20 protein-coding genes are annotated in these 18,465 nt (G+C 65.5%); 1 reads left to right on the top strand and 19 read right to left on the bottom strand.

Annotated elements, in window-relative coordinates; all coding sequences use genetic code 11:
- On the top strand, positions 1–640 hold a 640-nt coding region (locus tag QZ609_RS14080), incomplete at its 5' end, for a Tn3 family transposase (protein WP_295495796.1).
- 25 nt (positions 641–665) lie between these two features.
- Here QZ609_RS14080 and QZ609_RS14085 read toward each other — a convergent pair.
- The 19 genes from QZ609_RS14085 to QZ609_RS14175 form a co-directional block, all read right to left on the bottom strand.
- On the bottom strand, positions 666–803 hold the full coding sequence (locus QZ609_RS14085) for a hypothetical protein (RefSeq protein WP_295495799.1): 138 nt from the start codon (positions 801–803) through the stop codon (positions 666–668).
- Positions 803–1,963 carry a site-specific integrase gene (locus tag QZ609_RS14090; protein ID WP_295495801.1) on the bottom strand — a complete coding sequence of 387 codons (1,161 nt, stop codon included), beginning with the start codon at positions 1,961–1,963 and terminating at the stop codon, positions 803–805. Before QZ609_RS14090 ends, QZ609_RS14085 begins: the two co-directional genes overlap by 1 nt.
- Positions 1,964–1,969: 6 nt before the next feature.
- The gene (locus QZ609_RS14095) at positions 1,970–3,028 is read right to left on the bottom strand and encodes a DMT family transporter (RefSeq protein ID WP_024542515.1); all 1,059 of its coding nucleotides are present in this window, start codon (positions 3,026–3,028) and stop codon (positions 1,970–1,972) included.
- Between the two features lie 54 nt (positions 3,029–3,082).
- On the bottom strand, positions 3,083–4,123 hold the full coding sequence (locus QZ609_RS14100) for a YncE family protein (RefSeq protein WP_024972740.1): 1,041 nt from the start codon (positions 4,121–4,123) through the stop codon (positions 3,083–3,085).
- Positions 4,124–4,182: 59 nt separating this feature from the next.
- Positions 4,183–5,118 (bottom strand): DUF1259 domain-containing protein, encoded by a 936-nt coding sequence (locus QZ609_RS14105; protein WP_024542565.1) that lies wholly within the window; start codon positions 5,116–5,118, stop codon positions 4,183–4,185.
- Between the two features lie 43 nt (positions 5,119–5,161).
- Positions 5,162–6,430, bottom strand: a complete 1,269-nt coding sequence (locus tag QZ609_RS14110; RefSeq protein WP_029769034.1) for an MFS transporter — start codon at positions 6,428–6,430, stop codon at positions 5,162–5,164.
- Positions 6,423–6,728, bottom strand: coding sequence for a hypothetical protein (locus QZ609_RS14115; RefSeq protein WP_024542609.1), 306 nt, complete (start codon positions 6,726–6,728; stop codon positions 6,423–6,425). Before QZ609_RS14115 ends, QZ609_RS14110 begins: the two co-directional genes overlap by 8 nt.
- Positions 6,729–6,744: 16 nt before the next feature.
- A complete protein-coding gene (locus QZ609_RS14120) occupies positions 6,745–7,149 on the bottom strand; it encodes a hypothetical protein (protein WP_024542610.1) in 405 nt (134 codons plus the stop codon).
- Positions 7,150–7,167: 18 nt separating this feature from the next.
- The gene (locus QZ609_RS14125) at positions 7,168–7,782 is read right to left on the bottom strand and encodes a family 16 glycoside hydrolase (RefSeq protein WP_024542611.1); all 615 of its coding nucleotides are present in this window, start codon (positions 7,780–7,782) and stop codon (positions 7,168–7,170) included.
- Between the two features lie 20 nt (positions 7,783–7,802).
- On the bottom strand, positions 7,803–8,264 hold the full coding sequence (locus QZ609_RS14130; protein WP_024542612.1) for a chromate resistance protein ChrB domain-containing protein: 462 nt from the start codon (positions 8,262–8,264) through the stop codon (positions 7,803–7,805).
- A 35-nt stretch (positions 8,265–8,299) separates the two neighbouring features.
- A complete protein-coding gene (locus tag QZ609_RS14135) occupies positions 8,300–8,890 on the bottom strand; it encodes a superoxide dismutase (protein WP_024542613.1) in 591 nt (196 codons plus the stop codon).
- Positions 8,891–8,906: 16 nt separating this feature from the next.
- On the bottom strand, positions 8,907–10,112 hold the full coding sequence (locus QZ609_RS14140; RefSeq protein ID WP_092582997.1) for a chromate transporter: 1,206 nt from the start codon (positions 10,110–10,112) through the stop codon (positions 8,907–8,909).
- A gap of 18 nt (positions 10,113–10,130) precedes the next feature.
- The gene (locus QZ609_RS14145; protein ID WP_024542615.1) at positions 10,131–11,096 is read right to left on the bottom strand and encodes a chromate resistance protein ChrB domain-containing protein; all 966 of its coding nucleotides are present in this window, start codon (positions 11,094–11,096) and stop codon (positions 10,131–10,133) included.
- A gap of 73 nt (positions 11,097–11,169) precedes the next feature.
- Complete coding sequence (locus QZ609_RS14150) at positions 11,170–14,406, bottom strand: CusA/CzcA family heavy metal efflux RND transporter (RefSeq protein WP_024542616.1); 3,237 nt, start codon at positions 14,404–14,406, stop codon at positions 11,170–11,172.
- Positions 14,403–15,572, bottom strand: coding sequence for an efflux RND transporter periplasmic adaptor subunit (locus tag QZ609_RS14155; RefSeq protein ID WP_024542617.1), 1,170 nt, complete (start codon positions 15,570–15,572; stop codon positions 14,403–14,405). The genes QZ609_RS14150 and QZ609_RS14155 overlap by 4 nt, the downstream gene beginning before the upstream one ends.
- A complete protein-coding gene (locus QZ609_RS14160) occupies positions 15,572–16,870 on the bottom strand; it encodes a TolC family protein (protein ID WP_276203711.1) in 1,299 nt (432 codons plus the stop codon). The genes QZ609_RS14155 and QZ609_RS14160 overlap by 1 nt, the downstream gene beginning before the upstream one ends.
- A gap of 39 nt (positions 16,871–16,909) precedes the next feature.
- Positions 16,910–17,458, bottom strand: coding sequence for a sigma-70 family RNA polymerase sigma factor (locus QZ609_RS14165; protein ID WP_045220704.1), 549 nt, complete (start codon positions 17,456–17,458; stop codon positions 16,910–16,912).
- Positions 17,459–17,478: 20 nt separating this feature from the next.
- The gene (locus tag QZ609_RS14170; RefSeq protein ID WP_024542620.1) at positions 17,479–17,925 is read right to left on the bottom strand and encodes a periplasmic heavy metal sensor; all 447 of its coding nucleotides are present in this window, start codon (positions 17,923–17,925) and stop codon (positions 17,479–17,481) included.
- Positions 17,922–18,209, bottom strand: coding sequence for a CnrY/NccY family anti-sigma factor (locus QZ609_RS14175; RefSeq protein ID WP_024542621.1), 288 nt, complete (start codon positions 18,207–18,209; stop codon positions 17,922–17,924). The genes QZ609_RS14170 and QZ609_RS14175 overlap by 4 nt, the downstream gene beginning before the upstream one ends.
- Positions 18,210–18,465: the final 256 nt, after the last annotated feature.

The raw sequence follows: 18,465 nt of genomic DNA on the forward strand, positions 1-18,465 counted from the left end.
GCTTCGCAACCTGTCCGAGCGCAAGCTGTACGTGCCGCGTGGGCTGCTAGTGAGCGACGGCTTGTCGGCCGCAGCGTCTCACGAGATCTCGCTCAAGACTATTCGTGAGGGCTGGGATGGGTTGCTGCGCTTGGTGGCGTCAATCTATTCGGGACGCGTGAGTGCGATTGTCGCGCTGCAGCGCTTCGGCAGCGCCGCCCAAGGCGACCCCATCCACAAAGCTGCGGATCACCTGGGCAAACTGCTGCGCACGCTGTTCCTGTGCGACTTCTTCAGCAATGCGGAGTTTCGCCGCGAGTTGCGCACCCTGCTCAATCGGGGTGAGTCGGTCCACCAGCTTCAGCGGGCCATCTATTCCAGCAAGGTGGCACATGACCGCGGGCGCCGTCAGGACGAAATGATCGCGATTTCCGGATCGCTGACCCTACTGACGAACCTGGTGATTGCCTGGAACACGCAGCGTATGCAGGCCACGGTCGATGCGTGGCGCCGCAAGGGGCTGCGCGTCGAAGACGACTGGCTGCGCCGCATGGGCCCGGCCCACTTCGCGCATGTGAATTTCCGGGGCATCCTGAGTTTCCCGATCCACCAGTACCAGGACACCCTGCTGGAGGCAGCGCCTCGCCGGCGTGCGGGATAATGGCAATTCGCAAGTCCCAGGCTGATTAGCTCCAGTGGGTATCGGTCACCGGATCGTGCAGCGTCACCTCGACAAAGCAGTTGCACAGGTCCGCCTGGTCGTGCATCTCCGCAATCAGTTCCGCGATGGCCTGTTCCAGTTCGGGGCCAGCGGCAAACGGCATCACGATCTCGTATTCGGTGCGGGGGCCCTCCAGCGGCCGCATTTGGTACTGGGCAAGCAGCACTGCTCAATCCAGCGACGCGCCTTGGACTTGCCGCGCACGAACTTGCTGTTGCGCTCGATATAGAGGCGCACGATCAAGCGCGTCTGAGCCACGGGCTTGGGCACAGCCATGGGGCGCTGCTCCGTCGATGCGGGTGGGATGGCCCGCGGTGGCATAGGTGCTGCAGGCGGCGCCAGCGCCGATTCGATACGGTGTTGTGCGAATGGGTCTGCCGCGTCAATGTAGCGCATGGCGGAGCGGACATCCTTCCAGCCGACGTACTCCATCAGCATCTTGAGATCCCACTGGTTCGCGTTGGCCCAGGAGGCAAAGCCGCGCCGCAGCGAGTGACTGCTATAGCGAGCCGCCTCGGGCAGGCCGGCTTCCTGGAACAACGTTCGCAACAAGGGCACGACGCTGGCGGCCTGCAGCCCGGCGTCGGCGATCTTCCCCCAGCGATCGATGCGCCGAAAAACCGGACCCCGCGTCAAGCCGGATGCGGCCAGCCATGCCTCGTAGGCCGCCACCGGGCACAGACGCGACAAGGCCGGTGCCCGGTGCGTCGTACCAACGTGGTCTGTCTTGGTGCGCGGCAGGAAGATGGTCATGCCGCGCCCAGGTTCGACGGTGATGTGCTCGATCTGCAGCCGGCTCAGTTCGTCCGATCGGAAACCCCGCCAGAAGCCGATCAGCACCAGCGCCTTGTTACGGGTGTGGACCTGGAGTTGACGGCCCGCATTTGCCACCGTAGCTGTGGCGATCTGGGCATCGAGCCACGCGACCAATCGCTCCAGTTGCATGAGTTGCAGCGGTTTGGCGCGCCGCTCCTGGGCAGGGTGCAGTGCCTGGATGCCCTTGAGCACCTTCCGCACGTGTGGCGCCCGGGTCGGGTCGGGGAAACCCTGTGAAACGTGCCACTGCCCGATCGCAGCAAGGCGCTGACGCAGCGTGTTGATGGCAAGCGTCTGCGCGTGGTCGGCCAGGTAGCGCGCAATGCTGTCGGCGCTCGCCGGCAGGAAGCCTCCCCACTCGACCTCGAAATGCCGAATGGCCGATTTGTAGCTGCGCCGCGTGTTATCGCGGGTCGCGGCTTCGAGATAGCGGTCAATATCCGGCATCGCGCCCTAGTGCGTATGACGATGGTGGATGTCCGGATAATGCGGGTGTTTGTGGACCAGCACCTCATGCTTGTGCGCATGCACGTGTGGCTCCTTGCCATCCCACGGGAAATCGTGCTCATGCTGGTGGTGCTCGTCGTGTCGATGCGCATGCATGTGCTCCATGGGCTCGTGCACGTGCTCATGCTCGTGCCGCTCGCGCAGATGCAGCCAGACCCCTAGCGCCATCAGCGCCGCAGCGATCCAGAACAGAATGCCGGGAACCTCAGGCCAGATGAGGAATGAAATCACGACGCCGAACAGCGGCGCGACCGAGAAGTACGCTCCGGTGCGCGCGGTGCCCAGATGTCGCAGCGCGACCACGAATAGCGCCAGGCTAATCCCATAGCCAGCAAAGCCGACCACCATGGCCGCGACAAGAGGCAACGCAGCCGGCAGCGCATTGCCGGCCACCAGTGCGAAGCCAGTATTGCAGGTGCCGGCCACCAAGCCTTTCAGGCAGGCGATCAACACCGCATCGTTGGACGAGACGTTACGCGTCAGATTGTTGTCGATCGCCCAGCAGGCACAGGCGGCAACGATCAACAAGGCGCCCGGTGACAGGCTCGCCGCATCGGGTTGCCACGACAGCAGCACGCCGCCCGCGACGATGGCGACCATCCCGAGAACGATTTGCCGGTCGGCGTTTTCCTTGAATATGATCCACGCCACCAGCGCGGTGAAAACCCCTTCGACGTTCAGCAATAGCGACGCGGGCGCGGCACCCGTGTGAGTCAACCCCGTCATCAGGAGTGCTGGCCCCGCCACGCCGCCGGCGACAATCGCGCCCAGCAGCCAGGGAATCTCACCCCGAGGAATGGCAGGCCCAGGCTGTGCCGCCTCGCTGGCTGTCCTGGTCAGCCGCCTGAATAGCAGAACACCCGCCAAGCCAAGGCCACTTCCCAGATAGAGCAGTCCCGCCAGCAGGATCGGTGAAACCGCGCCAGTCAGGGTCTTAGCCAAGGGCGTGCTTGCGCCGAACAGCAGTGCGGCTGCCAGGGCTGGGGTTGCGGAGCGGAGGGACATGTCGACAATCGTGGTTGAGCGCGGGCTCGACTATTGTCGCGCGTTCGGCGTGCGTCAGGTGTCGGGCTTCAAGACACGCATCACCGGATGATGGTCGATGTCCGGCAGGGGAAGATAAATCTCATGCGTGGCGGGATCGATCGCCAAGCTGTGCGCATTCGGCCCCACCCAACCTTCGCCGATCTTGGCCACTCCGGCTGCCTCAACCTTAAAGATCGTCAAGACGCCGGATTCGCTAGCGACATACAACCATCCGAGCGCCGCGTCGTAGGCCACGACGTCGGGCGTCTGTCCAACCCCGAAGCTTGCAACCACCTGTCTGGTGTTCAGGCTCAACACCAGCAAGCGACTGTCGCCCTCGCACGCGATAAACGCCAGTCGCAGCTTGGGCACGATCAGCAGCCCATGGTTTCCTTCGGCACCGGGCAATGGGATGCGATCCACGACTTGATCGGTGCGCGGGTCGATCTCGGCCAAGATCCCCCGTCCCTGGACGTTGACGAGGATGTGCTTCGAAACCGGGTCATACTGCGTGTTCCCAACGGCGCCGCCCAGCGCGATCGTCGTTATTCGCTGGCTGGTGCGGGCATCAATTACCGTTTCCGTGTTACCGGTCTCATCGGAAACATACAGCTTGCCGAGTTCCGGGGCGTAGGCGACGCCGTCAGGATAGATGCCTCCCGGAATACGGGCGACGATTCTCAGCGTCGCGGCGTCGATTGCCACGATTTCGTCGGTCCCCGTCGCGGAGGCATACACACGGTCGAGCTCCGGAACGGCCAACGTGCCATGGACATGACGGATGTTGCTGATCGTGGCCAGCACCCCTTTGGTTTTGGTGTCCACGACAACCACCGCGCTATCCCCGAGGTGGGCGACAAACAGCCGCGACCTGGTCGGGTCCAAGCTGAGGTAGTCCCAGCGCGTCGTGGCGCCAGGTAACGGATAGTCGCCCACATGTCGCAACGGCAGTGTCCCGGCCGGCCTTTGCGTTGCCGCACTGACGGTAAGTGCCAAACCGAGTGCGAGGGTGGCAAGTGCGAGTACGCACCTGAATGACGTGCAGCCTTCGAGTATCGGCGATCGGGTGTGCATGGCTCTCAAAGTTTTGAGGACCGCAGACAAGCGCGGGGACCGGACATGCTGGCCCGCGCTCACCGCATCACTGATTTGTGCACGCTGGCCTGCGCGTCCAGGGCTTTCTTCACGCCCTTTGCCAGGTCGACCGCTTTGCCCTTGCCCCAGTAGTGCAGGAACATGTAGCGCGGCTGCTCGTGCGTCATGTGCTGGTGAATGGCCACGATGTTGATGCCATCGGCCCGCATCGACTTCAGCACGGGCTGCAGCTCGTCTTCGCGCATCGCGAAGTCACCATCCACCACGGCCTCGTCATCGGTGCCGGCAAACGCGGCCCAGGTGTTCAGCCCCATTTCATTGCCGAAGGACACACCGTGCATGGTGCCCTTGGCACCGATCACGACCTTGAACATGCCATTGCTGGCTTGCCCCTTCGTCCCAAAAATGGCGTCCAAGGGCGCCGGCGTGATCTTGTTCTCGCTGGCGATCTTGCCGGGAAACGCCGTCCCGGGAGCTGGGTTCGCCGCACGAATCTCGGCGATTTTGTCGTAGACCTTCTTTACGCCAGCGGCGAGTTCGGCCGGGTCGCCCATGCCGCCGATATGCATGAAATACACCCGAGGCCGGTCGAAGAAGAAGTGGTTGTGCAGTGCCGTGACCTCCAGCCCGGCGTCGAGTGCCGCGCTCATGGCCGGGTTCACCTCATCCTCGAAGAGCACGGTGTCGCCCATCAGCATGGCGTGGCCGTCATGGGCTGGCGTGAACGCCGCCCAGGAGGTCAGTCCCATGAAGGGCGGCATGGCCACGCCGTCCACTTGGATGGGGACATCGTTGCGCGGCTTCGACACCTTGAAGACGTTCTCCCGCTCGGAGAAGCTGCCCTTCAGGCCGGTGACCTGTTCGATGCGAGCGGTATCCAGGGCGGCTCGCTGCGCGGGCGACGCCGCGTGGGCGATGGCACAGACGCTGACGGTTGCAGCCAGGGCAAGAGCAATCGGTGTTCGCAAAGCCATTTCATACTCCAAGGGTTGGGGGGGGGACGGGGAAACGCCTCGGTCAGTTGAGCGGTTCGACGCGCCGAAATCCGCGCAGGATGGCGAGGTCGTAGACAATTTTCAGGACGCCGCAGGCCACCAACGGTGCGCCAATCCAGCCGGCGGCGAGCATCGCGCTGGCCAGTGTCGGGCTGATGGCAGCGGCCAGGCTTCTGGGAACCGAGGTCAGGCTTGCCGCGGCGGTGCGCTCGGGCGGCGTCACCACCGCCATCACGTAGGCCGTTCGGGTCGGCACATCCATTTGGGAGAGCGCGCTGCGCACGAGCAGCAGCCCCAGGGTCAAGGCCAGCGACGGCGCGAACGCCGCCGCGATCAGGCAGAGGCTGGACGGGATATGCGTGAACACCATCGTGTTGAGCAAGCCGATCTTGCGCGCGAGGGGCACGGCGACGAGCTGGGACGCCGTCGTCAGCAGCCCCGCAAAGAAGAAGAACTGGCCTGCGGCCCCGGGCGAAAGGCCAAAACGCTGCATCAGCCACAGCGATAGCAGTGCGTTGACCACCAGGCCGCCCGCAAACGCATCCACGCTGAAAAGCAGCGCCAGCCGGATCACGATGCCGCGCGAAGGCCCCAGTGGAGTTGCAGCCCCGCCTGATTGCGGCTGATGCAGAGGCAGACGCGCATAGAGCACCCAGAGTGCGACACCGATCAATGCGTAGACGAAGAACATCGCTCGCATCGCCGCCAGGAAAGACAGGCCGCTATGCGTAGCGAGCCAGCCAGGCAGGGCTGCGGCCAAGGCACCGATGGCGGCGGAAAACGCCCCGATCAGGCTGTAGCGGGCGAAGAGCGCGGTACGGGCATCGGGCAAAGCCGATTCCGCCAGACGCGCCTGCTCCAGCGGGAGGAACACACTGACATCGCCTGAACTGGGGTTGAGCGTGCCGACAAAGGCGATGGCCAGCAGCGGCCAGAGATCGGAGAGCCCGGCAAAGCCCACGCCGGTCGCCGCCATCAAGGCGGCCGCCAGCATCAGGAGGCGGCGCGGCGCAAAGCGACTGCCGAGCATGCCGACCAGAATCGTTGCCAGCGCCGAGCCGATCAGCGTGGCGCTGCTAACGAGCCCGACGGCCCACTGGGTGAGCCCGAGCGCCAGCAGGTATGCCGGCAACAGCACGGCGATGTAGCCGTCGCAAAAACCGCGCAGTGCCCGGCCGACAAGGATGAACCAGGCACCTGCATCAACGCCCGACGGCAGAAGCCAGCGTGTGAGCCGGCCCCGGGTGGCGGCCACGGCAGATGCCAGGCCGTGATGTACAGCCTCAGTCATCGTCTTCGTCGGCGATTTGCTGACCGTCTTGGCCGATGAGCACGGTGGACTTGTCGCTTCCACTGCCGAGCGTGACCTCGTAGCGGACCCGGCCGTTCTGCGTCTGCTTCTCGATTTCGCCGATCGCCCGCCCGCCCGCCTGCCGATCAATCGTCGCTTTGACTGGCGCCGGGACTTGCGCAATACCGACGACCTCGCTGCTGCGCTCGCCAAACGGGTTCTTCTTGCAGCCGGCGATCGCGAAGGCTAATGAACAGGCGAGAACGATTGCAGCGAGCTGCTGGGCGTCATTCGACATGGTGGGCTCCGATACGTCATCTGTTGACCAAATCCCCCTGCGCAAAGCCGTTTCCATTGCGCCGATATTCGATTGCGTGGCCATGGCGCCAGACTTCGAAGCAATCCTCGGCCTGGGGCTTGCCCTTGCCGTTGGAATCGGCAATGCACAACTCGCCGCCCCGCACGCGCCAGCGGCCGCCTAGGACCTGTCCGTGCATGACGGATTCGACCGTGCCGTCGGGCTTGAACTTGTCCGACCAGTGGGTGCCATCAGTGATGGTCTTGCCAACGATCGCCTTCTTGAGTTCAGCACCGCTCAGGTGCTTGAAACCTTCATCGGCCAGCACCGAAGTGGTGGTACATAGCATCGCGATTCCAGCCCAGACAATTGCGCATGGCAACCGGCCTTTGGTCCCGCCCACTTCCGACTTGAAATTCACTTCTTTCTCCTCTCTGTATTACTTCGCGGTGGTGCCGTACGAGAACGCGTCGAACAGGGTCACGCTGTCGGCCTTGGTCCAGACCCCAACCGCGCCGGTACCGCGGATGTGATCGTCCGTCACGTCGATGTAGCGCTTGCCATCCAGCGATACCTGAATGCGATCGCCCGCGAATTCCACCCGCAACGTATGCCAGGCCTGCGCGGCAACCGGCGCATCCTGGTAGCGAAGCGTGTGCCGGTGACCACCCGTCGTGTAGTACAGCGAGACGTTGTTCTCCAGCGCGTTCGCGCGCGCGACGTAGTAATCGTTGCCGTCCTTCCAGCGCCAGACGACGCCCCCGGCCTGATCTTCATGACCAGCGACAGGCTTGAACTTCACCTCGACGAACCCGTCGGCGACGGCGGTACCCTGTTTCACGCACCACGGGAAATCGCCGGAGCCAGACTGCTTGAGCACGTTGGTGCCGGCAGCGTCCGCCTCAACGGTCCATCTGGGCGTGCCGTGGCCGGTGACGCCAGCCACCCATCCCGCAGGCAATGCGCCAGGCTTGTCCTGGGTGAACAGGATCGTTTCTCCTGTCGCCGGCATGGCCAACAACAGCAGCCAAGGCATCAGCAGGGTCCGCTTCATCGCTCGTCTCCTTGGCCGGTTCAGGCCGGCATCTTGGGAGGCCACTTGTGCGTCTCGGCCTGGCAGCGTTGGCACCACGCATAGAGGGCGTCGTACATCACCAGCCCGTGCTCCAGCATCTCGTGGTCGTCGGCATACACCTGCGAGAGTCCGAGCGAGATGGCATACAGCCCGCTGGACTGCGGCGTCAGGTCCAGCCGCGACGTATCCGCGCCGCGCACGATGCGGGCCAACTGCTGCAGCGCGGCGTCCTGGCCGAGGCGGTACTTGTTGAGGAAGGCGTCGAAGCTGCACAGCTCGCCGACATGCGTAAGCTCCACACCAGGGATGTCGTACGGAATCGCACCACGTTCGTTGGCGATGCGCACCACATCGCCCGACGGTACATAGAGGAACTCCGGCGTCTCATCGATGAAGCGGGCGATCAGCCAGGGACAGGCAATGCGATCGATCTTGGGGCGCTCGCGCGTAATCCACTGCATGACAACCTCCGCTGCGATTAGTTGATGGAAAGGCACTACCGCTGCACGGTGGCCAGACGCTCGGCGACGCGCGCCCAGTGCACGTTCTGCATGAACGCGTCGACATAGGCCGCGGCCTTGGCGCCGTAGTCCATGTGGTACGCGTGCTCGTACATGTCGAGCGCCAGGATTGGCGTGCCGCCGGCCAGCGTATGGGTGTGGTCCGCTGCCCACTGGTTGACGAGCCGCCCATCACGCGGCGAGTAGGTCAGCAACACCCAGCCGGAGCCGCCGCCAAGCGCCTTGCCCATCGCTGTGAATTCGGCCTGCCAGCGCTCGACCGAGCCGAAATCGCGTTCGATGGCAACCTTCAGGTTGCCCCCCAACGGCCCGCCATCCCCAAGGCTGTCGAAGTACACCTCGTGCAGGATCATGGAGTTCGTGGCGATCAGCTCTTCACGCTTGAGGCCGTTGAGCACGAACCCCGCAGCCGTGGTCACATCGAGCGCCGCAAACGCCGCCGCGATGGCATTCAGGCGCTTCACGGCGCCGCCGTAGTTGTTCTCGTAGTGGCTGGCGATCAGCTTCTCCGACAAGCCGGACAGCTTGGTCGGATCGCATGCCAGCGGCTTCATTTGGGTAGTCATGGTCGTCTCGCCCGATTCAGTGGTGGAGCAGTGGATACACCGCCAGGCCGATCAACGCGGCGCCGGCCACGATCACCGGCTCCGTCAGCTTCTTGAACTTGAGCAGCAGCGCGACCGTCACCAGCGCCAGCAACACCGTCGGCACATCGACGATGGAGCGCTTGGCCAGCACGATCACCGCGCCGGTAATGGCACCCACGGCGGCGGCTGTGACACCGTCGACAAACGCCAGGATGGCGGGCAGCTTGCCGTACTTCTTGAAGTACGGCGCCGGCAGGATGGTGAACAGGTAGCACGGCAAGAACGTGCCAGCCGCTGCTACGCAAGCGCCGGGCAGGCCCGCGATCAGGTAGCCGATGAAGCCCACCGTGATGACCACCGGCCCCGGCGTGATCATTGCCACGGCCACCGCATCGACGAACTGTTTATCGTTGAGCCAGTGGTGTTCGGTGACCACGCCGCCATAGAGGAATGGCACGATGGCCAGGCCCGAGCCAAACACGAAGGCGCCCGCTTTGGCAAAGAACACGCCGATCTGCGACAGCAGCGGCCAGTCGATTGAGCTGAAGATGCCGCTGGCCGCCGGCAGCGGTGTCGCGGCCAGCGCATTCACCTTGCCCTGACGTACCCACTTGGGCGGTGCGCGCCAGAACCAGACGAGCACACCGCCGGCCAGGAACAGCCAGGCCACTTCCGATTCCGTGATGACGGTGACGGCCGCCAGCACCAGGTAGACCGCCCACAGCAGCTTGTCCTTGCCAACGCTCTTGGTCGTCAGCTTGTAAGCGCTGATGGCGATGATGCCGATCACGGCCGCACCGACCCCGTAGAACACCGACTGCATCCAGGTCAGGCCGCCGAAGCGCACATAAGCCCACCCCAGCGCCACCACCATCAGGAACGACGGCAGCACGAAGGCGATGCCGATCAGCGTTGCCCCGAGGATGCGGTAATGCACATAGCCGAGGTAAATCGCCAATTGCGCGGCCAATGGGCCGGGTGCCAACTGTGCAAGCGCGAGGCCTTCCTTGTAGTCAGCCTCGGTGATCCATTGCTTCGCGTCCACCAAGTCGCGGCGCATATAGCCGGCCAGCGCCACGGGGCCGCCGAAGCCCAGGGTGCCGAGCCGCACAAAATACAGCACCAGTTGCCAGAGCGTGTAGGACGGGCGTTCGTGGTGAGGCTGCGGTGGCGTGGGCGCGGTGGATGGGGTCGTGTTCATCATGGTTGTGCAGTGAAGTCAGCTTGGTTTGCGGCTGCCGGAGAAGTGGGCATAGAGGGAATCGAGCACACTGCCGATCTCTGTCAGCAGCGCGTCGTCATCGGCCAGTCGTTTGCGAGCGCCGGCCAGGATGGCTTCGAAGCCGCCAGCTTCCGGCACGGTGGTGCCGCCCACGTCCAGCGCGTGCACGACCGCGCCGAGCCGGGCGAGCCCGTGATTGCCGTCCAGGCCGAAGCTGGCGAGCAGCACCTCGAACGACACCCGGTCGCCGACGTGCGTGAAGGTCGCACCGTCAAAGTCGAAGCCCAGCGCATCTGCCGGGCAATCGGCGGGGCTCTCCAGCCAGAGAAAGCGCGCGTGCGGATCGATGAAGCGCTGGATCAGCCAGGCGCTGGCAACGCGATCGACCCACAGATGCTGGCGTGTGGCCCACATACGGCCCTGATACTGCGCAGGGTCGCGGCGCGGGATGCTGCCGGCGGCCGCATGCGGCTCACCCGGCGATTGAACGGCAGTGACGGCGCCCGCAAAGTCCCGCCACTGCGCCTGCGCACGGATCGACGCCTCGTTGGGGAAGAAGTCGATCTTGCGGATGGCCTCATAGGTGCGGGCGTGCCGACGGTGCAGGCGGTTGAGTTCCGCCGCGGCCAGGCCGGGGAGCGTCTTGCGGGCATCCGACAGCTCGGCCAACCAGTCCGTGTAATCAGGGGTGCGGTCGAATAGGGCCTGATAGATCGCCGCCTCATCCGGCCCTGGGGCCTGGACGTGCAGCAGCCAGGCTTGGCCGTTTTCCCGTACGACTTCGTCGGCCAACTCGCGCAACTGGGGGGCTTGTTCCGCGTGGGCAGGCAATAAGTAGGCGCCGTCGCGCAGGGCGGCACAGCCCAGCGCCTTGAGCGCGCGCCAGACGCGCATGCGCGCGGTTGCGCTCGCGGTTGGCAGGCTGACGATCAGCAGGAGCCAGGAATCGAGAGGGGCAGTCATGACGGCAGCTTAGATTGCCGTATGCGACGCTGCAATGATGTAGAGATCGCTACATCAATACGGCTGCCCCCCGTTATGGCTGCGCTTCGAGTACCCCCTGGTCACCCGACTCGCGGCGGGCCTGCCGCCGCAACACCAGCCCGCAGAGCGCGGGTAGCACGAACAGTGTCAGGACGGTGGCGGTGACCAGGCCGCCGATCACCACCGTCGCCAGCGGCTTCTGCACCTCGGCGCCGGTACCCGTCGCAATCGCCATCGGCACGAAGCCGAGCGAGGCAACCAGCGCCGTCATCAGCACAGGCCGCACCCGTTCCATGGCCCCTTCGACGACTGCCGCATCGGGCGCCATGCCATCTTTCAGGCGCTTGCGGATGGCCGAGATGAGCACGAGCCCGTTGAGCACCGCCACCCCCGACACGGCAATGAACCCGACGGCAGCGGAGATCGAGAACGGCATGCCGCGCAGCAGCAGCGCAAACACGCCGCCGGCGAGCGCGAGCGGCACGGCGGTCAATACCGTCGCCGTCAGCATGGCGCTGCCGATCGCCAGATAGAGCGTGGCCGCGATCAGGATGAAGCACGCCGGCACGATGATCGCCAGGCGCTTCGTCGCCGCCTGGAGATTCTGGAACTGCCCGCCCCATTCGATCCACGAGCCGGTCGGCAGCTTGACCTCGTTGGCGATGCGCTTGGCAGCATCGTCGACGAAGCTGCCCAGGTCGCGCTCGCCCACGTTGGCCTCCACGTAGATGCGCCGCTTGCCGTTGTCGCGGCTCACTTCGTTCAGACCTTGGGTGAAGCGGAATTGCACCAACTGACGCAGCGGTACCGATGCGCGTGGTTGGCCATCAGCCTGTGGCAGCATGACCGGCAGCGCGCCAAGCACATCGAGGTTGTCGCGTTGCTCGCGGGCCAAGCGGACCACGATATCGAAGCGCCGGTCGCCATCGAACACCTGACCGGCCGCCTTGCCGGCCAGTGCGGTCGACAGCGTGTCGGCCACTTCCTTGACGGTCAGGCCGTAGCGGGCAATCGCGGCCCGGTCGAACACGATGTCGAAGGTCGGGAAGCCGCCGGTAAGCGGCACACGTACGTCGGCCGCACCCGGCGTCTTGCGCAGCACCGCCGCAACGCGCTGGGCCGTGGCCGCGAGCTCATCCAGATCCTCACCGTAGATCTTCACAGCCACGTCGCTGCGCACGCCACCGATCAGCTCGTTGAAGCGCATCTCGATCGGCTGTGTCACGTCGTAGTTGTTGCCGACCATCGCGGCGGTCTTCTGGCGGATGCGCTCGATCACCTGTTCCTTGGTGGTCACCCCCGCCGGCCATTCGTCCTTAGGCTTCAGGATGATGTAGTTGTCGGACGCGTTGGGCGGCATCGGGTCTGCCGCCAGGCTGGCGGTACCGGCCTTCGAGTAGACCGTCTTCACTTCCGGCAGCGTCATCACCGCCCGCTCCAGCGGCAAGTCGATGGCCACCGACTGGTCGATCGACGTCGACGGAATGCGCACGGACGAGAGGTTCAGGTTCTGTTCGTCCAACGTCGGCATGAACTCGCGGCCGACGAAGGCAAAGGCCACGGCGGCCAGCGCGAGCGTAAGCGCACCCGCCCCAAGAAAAGGCAGCGGACGCCTTACCGCTGCTTGCAGCCACGGGCGATACCGCTGCTTGGTGGCCGCGATCACCCGCACTTCCTTCTCTGCGACCTGTTTGCGCATCAGCACCGCGATCATGGCCGGCACGAAGGTCAGCGACAGCACGAAGGCTGACGCCAGCGCCAGCATCAGTGTGATGACCATCGGCGAGAACATCTTGCCCTCGACGCCCTGGAAGGTCAGGCACGGCAGGAAAACCAGGAAGATGACGAGCTGGCCATAGACCGTGGGGCGGACCATCTCGCGCGACGACAGCACCACTTCGTCCAGCCGTTCGCGCAGCGTCAGCAGGCGGCCCTCCCGGTGCTGGCGTTCGGCCAGCCGGCGCAGTGTGTTCTCGACGATGATGACGGCACCGTCGATGATGAGGCCAAAGTCCAGTGCGCCCAGGCTCATCAGGTTGCCGGAAATGCCCAGCGCGTTCATACCGATTGCGCTGATCAGCAGCGACAGCGGAATGACCAGCGCCGCGATGGTCGCCGCCCGCACGTTGCCCAGCAGCAGGAACAGGATCACCACCACCAGCAACGCGCCTTCGGTCAGATTTTTCGCCACGGTTTCGATGGTGGCCACAACCAGTTGCGAGCGGTCCAGCGTCGGCACGATCACCACGCCCGGCGGCATCGTCTTTTCGATCTGCTTGAGCTTGTCGCCCACCGCTTGCGCCACCGTGCGGCTGTTGGCGCCCACCAGCATCAACGCACTGCCGACCACAGTTTCATAGCCGTTGCGGCTGGCTGCCCCGGAGCGCAGTTCGCCCCCGACCTTGACGACAGCAACCTGGCCGACCGTGATCGGCACGTTCTGCCGTTGCGCAATGACCGCGCGTGAAATCTCGTCCACCGAGCGGATGCGGGCGTCCGCGCGCACGAGATACGACTCGCCCGAGCGCCGGATGTAGTTGGCGCCGACCGAGAGGTTGGCGTCTTCCAGCCCCCGCGCCAGTTCAGCATACGAGATGCCGTAGGCCGCCAGCTTGGCCGCGTCGGGCTCGACCACATACTGCTTGACGTAGCCGCCCAGGGAATCCACGTCGGCCACACCGGGCGTGGTGCGCAGTTGCGGCCGGACGATCCAGTCCTGCACCGTGCGCAGATAGGCGAGCTTGGAGACCTGATCGGTCAGCCGTTCTCCCCGGTCCGTCAGAAAGCTGCCGTCGCTCTGCCAGCCGGGCAGCCCATCCTTGATCGTTGCGCCTTTGCCATCAGGGTGGGCATATTCCACGCTGTAGTGGAACACCTCACCCAGGCCGGTCGATACCGGTCCCATTTGCGGCTCGGCCCCTTCGGGCAGGCTCGGGCGCGCCTGCGCCAGCCGCTCCGACACCTGCTGGCGCATGAAGTAGAGGTTGGCACTCTCCTTGAAGATCACCGTGACCTGGCTGAAGCCGTTGCGCGAGAACGAACGCGTGCTCTCCACACCGTTCAAGCCGGACAACGCGGTCTCGATCGGATAGGTCACACGTTTCTCAACCTCCACCGGGCTGAGCGTCGGCACCACGGTATTGATCTGGACCTGCTTGTTGGTGATGTCGGGCGTGACGTCGATCGGCAGCAGGTTGAGCTGCCAGGCGCCGACTGTCGCCACCACCGCCGTCAGGAACAACACGAGCCAGCGCAGCCGGACCGCGCCGTTCAGAATGCTGCCGATCATTCGTCGTCCCCGGCGCCTTTGTTCATCTCGGCCTTGAGCAGGAAGGCGTTGCGCGTCGCCACCTGTTCACCGGCGCGCGCACCCGAGAGAATCTGGGCGGACCCGCCACTGCGGATGCCCACCAGCACTGGCTGGGGCCGGAACCCCTGCGGCGTGCGAACGAACAACACGTCGCGCCCGTCCAGGTTCTGCACGGCATCCTCCGGCACCGACAGGGCAGCGGGGCCGCTCGTGCGCGTTTGCAGGCGCACCTGCACGCCTTCGCCGATCACCAGCTTGTCCAGCGCTTGCGTGGGCGTCAGGACCACAGTCGCGGTGCGGGCGCTGCTGTTCACCGTCGGCGTCACCGAGTGCACCACGGCGGGCACGGGCGAGCCGCTGCCCAGCAAGATCACCGCAGTGTCGCCGGCCGCCACGCGGGCGGTATCAGCGGCCGTGACCGAAGCCTCCACCTGTGCCGTGCCGCTGCCTGCGACCCGGAACAGTTCGGCCTGAGGCTGCACGAAGGCGCCCAGCGTGACGGATTGCGCCGTCACCCTGCCGGCAATGGGGCTGGTCACCGCGACCGAGCGACCGTCGCTGGCAAGATGCGCGGATTGCGCCACGGTCGCTGCGCGCTGCGCCTCGGCATTGGCGACTTCGAGCGCGGCCTTGGCCGCTTCCATCTCCTGACGCGGCGTGACGCCTTGCTCGTACAGTGCGGCTTCTCGTGCGTAGGTCTTGCGCGCCAAATCGGCCCTGGCGGCGGCCACCCGGCGCTCTGCAGCCATCGCGGCCGCCTCCGGGCTGTCCACCAGGGCCAGCACGTCGCCCGCACGCACGACCTCACCAAGCCGGCGGTTGATCCGCTGGACAGCACCCGACGCGCGGGCAATGATCACGGCCTCGCTGCCCGGCGCGGCGACCACCGTGGCGGGCGCAAGGATCTCCGCGCCCACGCCAGCCGTGGCCACCGGCTCGACCGCGATGTTGGCGGTGGCCAGGTATTCGAGGGGAACCTTGACCTCAGTGGGGGCGGCTTTTTCGGGCGCGGCGGCTGTCTTGGCCGCTGGCGCCGCAGAATGACTGGGCACAAGCCCGCGCGCCACACCGAACCCCACCAGGGCGGCCACCCCGGCAATCCCGGCGATCAGCGGCCAGTTGGCCGAGCGGAGGTTGTCTTTCATCATCGAGCTTCCTCAAAAGCCAGGCGGCCGTCAGCCTGTGCCAGTGCGGCCAACGCGCGTACGCGCGCGAGGCGCGCGTCAATCGTGAGTTGCCTTGCTTCAAACAACGCGCGCCGGACGGCGAGCAGTTCAATCAACGGGGTCTTGCCGGCGTCGTAGCCGAGACGGCCCAGGCGATAGGCTTCGGCGGCTGCGCGTTCGCCTTCCGCCGCTGCGGCGAGGCGTTTTTCCGAAGCCGCAGCCTGAGCCTGGGCGGATCGTTTTGCCGCAGATGCTTCCAGGCGCACGGTGTCCAGCCTGGCTTCTGCGGCGGCGGCACGCTCGACCGCAGCGGTCACCGCGTGCGTGTTCTGGTCAAACAGTGGAATCGTGGCCGACAGGCCCACGACGTAGCCACTGGCATTCGTCCAGCCGTAGCGGCGCACGCCTGCGCTGACGCCAACCTCGGGAACCCACTTCTTGCGCTCGACCTCGACCTGGGCGCTTATCACGTCTCGCTCGGCTTGCGCCGTGACGACAGCGGGGGCTTCGTCCGCCGCGCCCGACGAGGCGGGAGGTGCCGCCGATGTGGACAGAAGCGAGCCAGCCAGACGGGTGTAGGGCTCGTCAGAGCCGGCCAAGGCAGCCAACTGCTCCAGCGCTTGCGTCGCGTCCGCGCCAGCCGCATGTTCAGCCGCAGTGGCGGCGGCGACGCTGGCTTGCGCCTGGGACACGCGCAACGCAGCTTCCTTGCCGGATTGGACTAGCGCGCGGGCCACGCGAAGCTCCTCGCGCGCGCGCCCGAGGTCTTCCGCAGCCAAGGACTTTCGCGCCAGCATGGCCTCTGCCGTCGCATAGGCGGTCGCCAATTCAGCCGCGTACGCGATCTGCGTTTGATGCTCGCGCGCTTGTGCGGCGGCGAAGCCGCGCTGCCCGGCTTCGATGCGTGCGCCACGCTTGCCGCCGATCTCAATCGGCTGTGTGATGGAAAAGGTGTTCTGGCGCTGGCTCACGCCATCGCTCTGCGGAGCCCCCAGATTCTCGAACACCGACTCCGCACGAGGGTTGGGCCACGCGCGCGCCTGGGCGGCATCGGCGCCAGCGGCCAAGACGTTGGCGGCCTGCACGCGCATCGCGGGCGCGTGGGCGAGCGACTGCTGCAGCAATTCTGTAAAGGGCGGTGCCTCGGCCGCCCAACCAGATGCGGCGGACAAGGCCAGCGATGCGGCAAGCACGCTGAGGGTATGGAAAGAGGACACGCGGGTCATCGCCGGATTTCTTGAGGGAAGCAGAAGCCGAAGACGGCACAGATTGGTCAATACGGCGCCCAGCGCGGCACCCCCTCGCGCCCGTCGAAATTATTCGGTGCTGCGGGCGTCGATCAAGGCAGCCAGCTTGGCACGGGCGCGGCCAATGCGCCCCTCAATGGCCTTCGGCGTCATGCCAAGTGCGGCAGCCGCCTCCGGCTGCGACATGCCGACGATGGCGGTCAAAACAATGGCTTCCCGCGAGTTCGCATCGAGCCCGTCCAGGACAGCCACGACGCGTGCCAATTCGCGCCGGGCAGAAGCACGGCGCTCCGGGCCCGGGTCTGGATCGGCCAAGGCAGGGCGTTCGGGGTCCGTCAGATCCTCCGCGCCGAACAGGAAGTGCCGCACGCGCCGGAAACGGCGCAGGTCACGCATCTTGTTGAGCCCGATGTGGAACAGCCAGGCACGGAACGGTCGAGCCTCGTCGTAGTCCCCCAGCGCGCGCCAAGCTGCAACAAAGGTGTCCTGCACGACATCGTCGATATCGGTTTCCGGAATGCCAAAGCTGCGGCCAGCCTGCGCCAGGGCGGGGCTATGCCGCCGCACCAGGATGCCAAACGCATGGTGATCTCCCCGAGCGGCGCGCCGGGCGAGCACGCCGTCCGCTTCCGTACTGGTCACTGCGAACCACGGCGAAGCGCATCAACCAGCACGCGGTCATAAGCAGGCCGGTGCTCGGGCTTCAGGCCCGCGCGCATCTCGAAAACGTGGACCAGCGTGGCCCGCTGCAAATCGGCAGCCGCGCGTTCCACTTCCTGGGTGGCCGCCTCGACCTCTGGCGACCACGTGGGATTCTTGGCAATCGCGTCAGCGAGTTGACCGTTGGCCGTGCGCAGCCGGGTTTCGATCTCCCGGCGGCGTTGGGCGAAGGCCTGTTCCTTCATGTCGAGAATTTCACGCTCGTTGGCGTCCAGCGGCACCGCCTCGTGGAGCATCTCGTGCAGGTCGGTCCGGTGCTCCTGCGATGGGTGCGACAGGAAGACGACGGCGCCGGCAATGGCCACCCCCACCAGAGCGCCGGCTAGCGTTGAGAGGGAAAGACGTCGGGTGCGTGGCGTCATCATTCACCGATCAGCAGGCCAAACGGAGAAGCGGCAGACGGTGTGGCAACCCAGGTTGGGCCCGGCTTGTTCAAGACGGCGGTCGCCACGCGGTCGATCACCGTGAAGGCCACCAGCGCAGCGATGGCGGCGCACAGCATGGCACGCCGCGCATCATAGCGGGCGACCAGCACGTCGGGCGCGGGCTCGGCTGCGAGCCGTTGCTGGATGCGCGCGGTACTTACCGCAGACGGTGCTTCATGGGTGATCCTGGCTGCGTCGGCGAGCCATTGGTCGAGGTCGGCCATTGCTGATCTCCTTGGTGGTTGCCCTGTATACGGCTCGCGCATGCAAATACCCCCGGGTGGCTTCAGAAGGCACCGGCAATCGCGGTAGGCCAACTGCCCCGTCCCGCAATTGGGCAGCACCGAGAATACGCGGCCTTCATCACTACATCCGGCGCGTTTCGTACCGGATTGGGGACCACCAGGGCGCCATGACACCTCTCACACGTGATAATTCGCCATTATCGCGTATGAGATTTTGCAGTTCCCGATTCGCCTT

Source organism: uncultured Ralstonia sp. (assembly GCA_913056305.1).
Classification (GTDB): domain Bacteria; phylum Pseudomonadota; class Gammaproteobacteria; order Burkholderiales; family Burkholderiaceae; genus Ralstonia.

Bases quoted from the DNA above. Each gene is read 5' to 3' on its own strand.
- QZ609_RS14145 (WP_024542615.1), bottom strand. From the start codon at position 11,096: ATGACTGCCCCTCTCGATTCCTGGCTCCTGCTGATCGTCAGCCTGCCA.
- QZ609_RS14130 (WP_024542612.1), bottom strand. From the start codon at position 8,264: ATGCAGTGGATTACGCGCGAGCGCCCCAAGATCGATCGCATTGCCTGT.
- QZ609_RS14155 (WP_024542617.1), bottom strand. From the start codon at position 15,572: ATGAAAGACAACCTCCGCTCGGCCAACTGGCCGCTGATCGCCGGGATT.
- QZ609_RS14110 (WP_029769034.1), bottom strand. From the start codon at position 6,430: ATGACTGAGGCTGTACATCACGGCCTGGCATCTGCCGTGGCCGCCACC.
- QZ609_RS14170 (WP_024542620.1), bottom strand. From the start codon at position 17,925: ATGATGACGCCACGCACCCGACGTCTTTCCCTCTCAACGCTAGCCGGC.
- QZ609_RS14090 (WP_295495801.1), bottom strand. From the start codon at position 1,963: ATGCCGGATATTGACCGCTATCTCGAAGCCGCGACCCGCGATAACACG.
- QZ609_RS14175 (WP_024542621.1), bottom strand. From the start codon at position 18,209: ATGGCCGACCTCGACCAATGGCTCGCCGACGCAGCCAGGATCACCCAT.
- QZ609_RS14150 (WP_024542616.1), bottom strand. From the start codon at position 14,406: ATGATCGGCAGCATTCTGAACGGCGCGGTCCGGCTGCGCTGGCTCGTG.
- QZ609_RS14125 (WP_024542611.1), bottom strand. From the start codon at position 7,782: ATGAAGCGGACCCTGCTGATGCCTTGGCTGCTGTTGTTGGCCATGCCG.
- QZ609_RS14115 (WP_024542609.1), bottom strand. From the start codon at position 6,728: ATGTCGAATGACGCCCAGCAGCTCGCTGCAATCGTTCTCGCCTGTTCA.
- QZ609_RS14085 (WP_295495799.1), bottom strand. From the start codon at position 803: ATGCCGTTTGCCGCTGGCCCCGAACTGGAACAGGCCATCGCGGAACTG.
- QZ609_RS14105 (WP_024542565.1), bottom strand. From the start codon at position 5,118: ATGGCTTTGCGAACACCGATTGCTCTTGCCCTGGCTGCAACCGTCAGC.
- QZ609_RS14100 (WP_024972740.1), bottom strand. From the start codon at position 4,123: ATGCACACCCGATCGCCGATACTCGAAGGCTGCACGTCATTCAGGTGC.
- QZ609_RS14095 (WP_024542515.1), bottom strand. From the start codon at position 3,028: ATGTCCCTCCGCTCCGCAACCCCAGCCCTGGCAGCCGCACTGCTGTTC.
- QZ609_RS14140 (WP_092582997.1), bottom strand. From the start codon at position 10,112: ATGAACACGACCCCATCCACCGCGCCCACGCCACCGCAGCCTCACCAC.
- QZ609_RS14135 (WP_024542613.1), bottom strand. From the start codon at position 8,890: ATGACTACCCAAATGAAGCCGCTGGCATGCGATCCGACCAAGCTGTCC.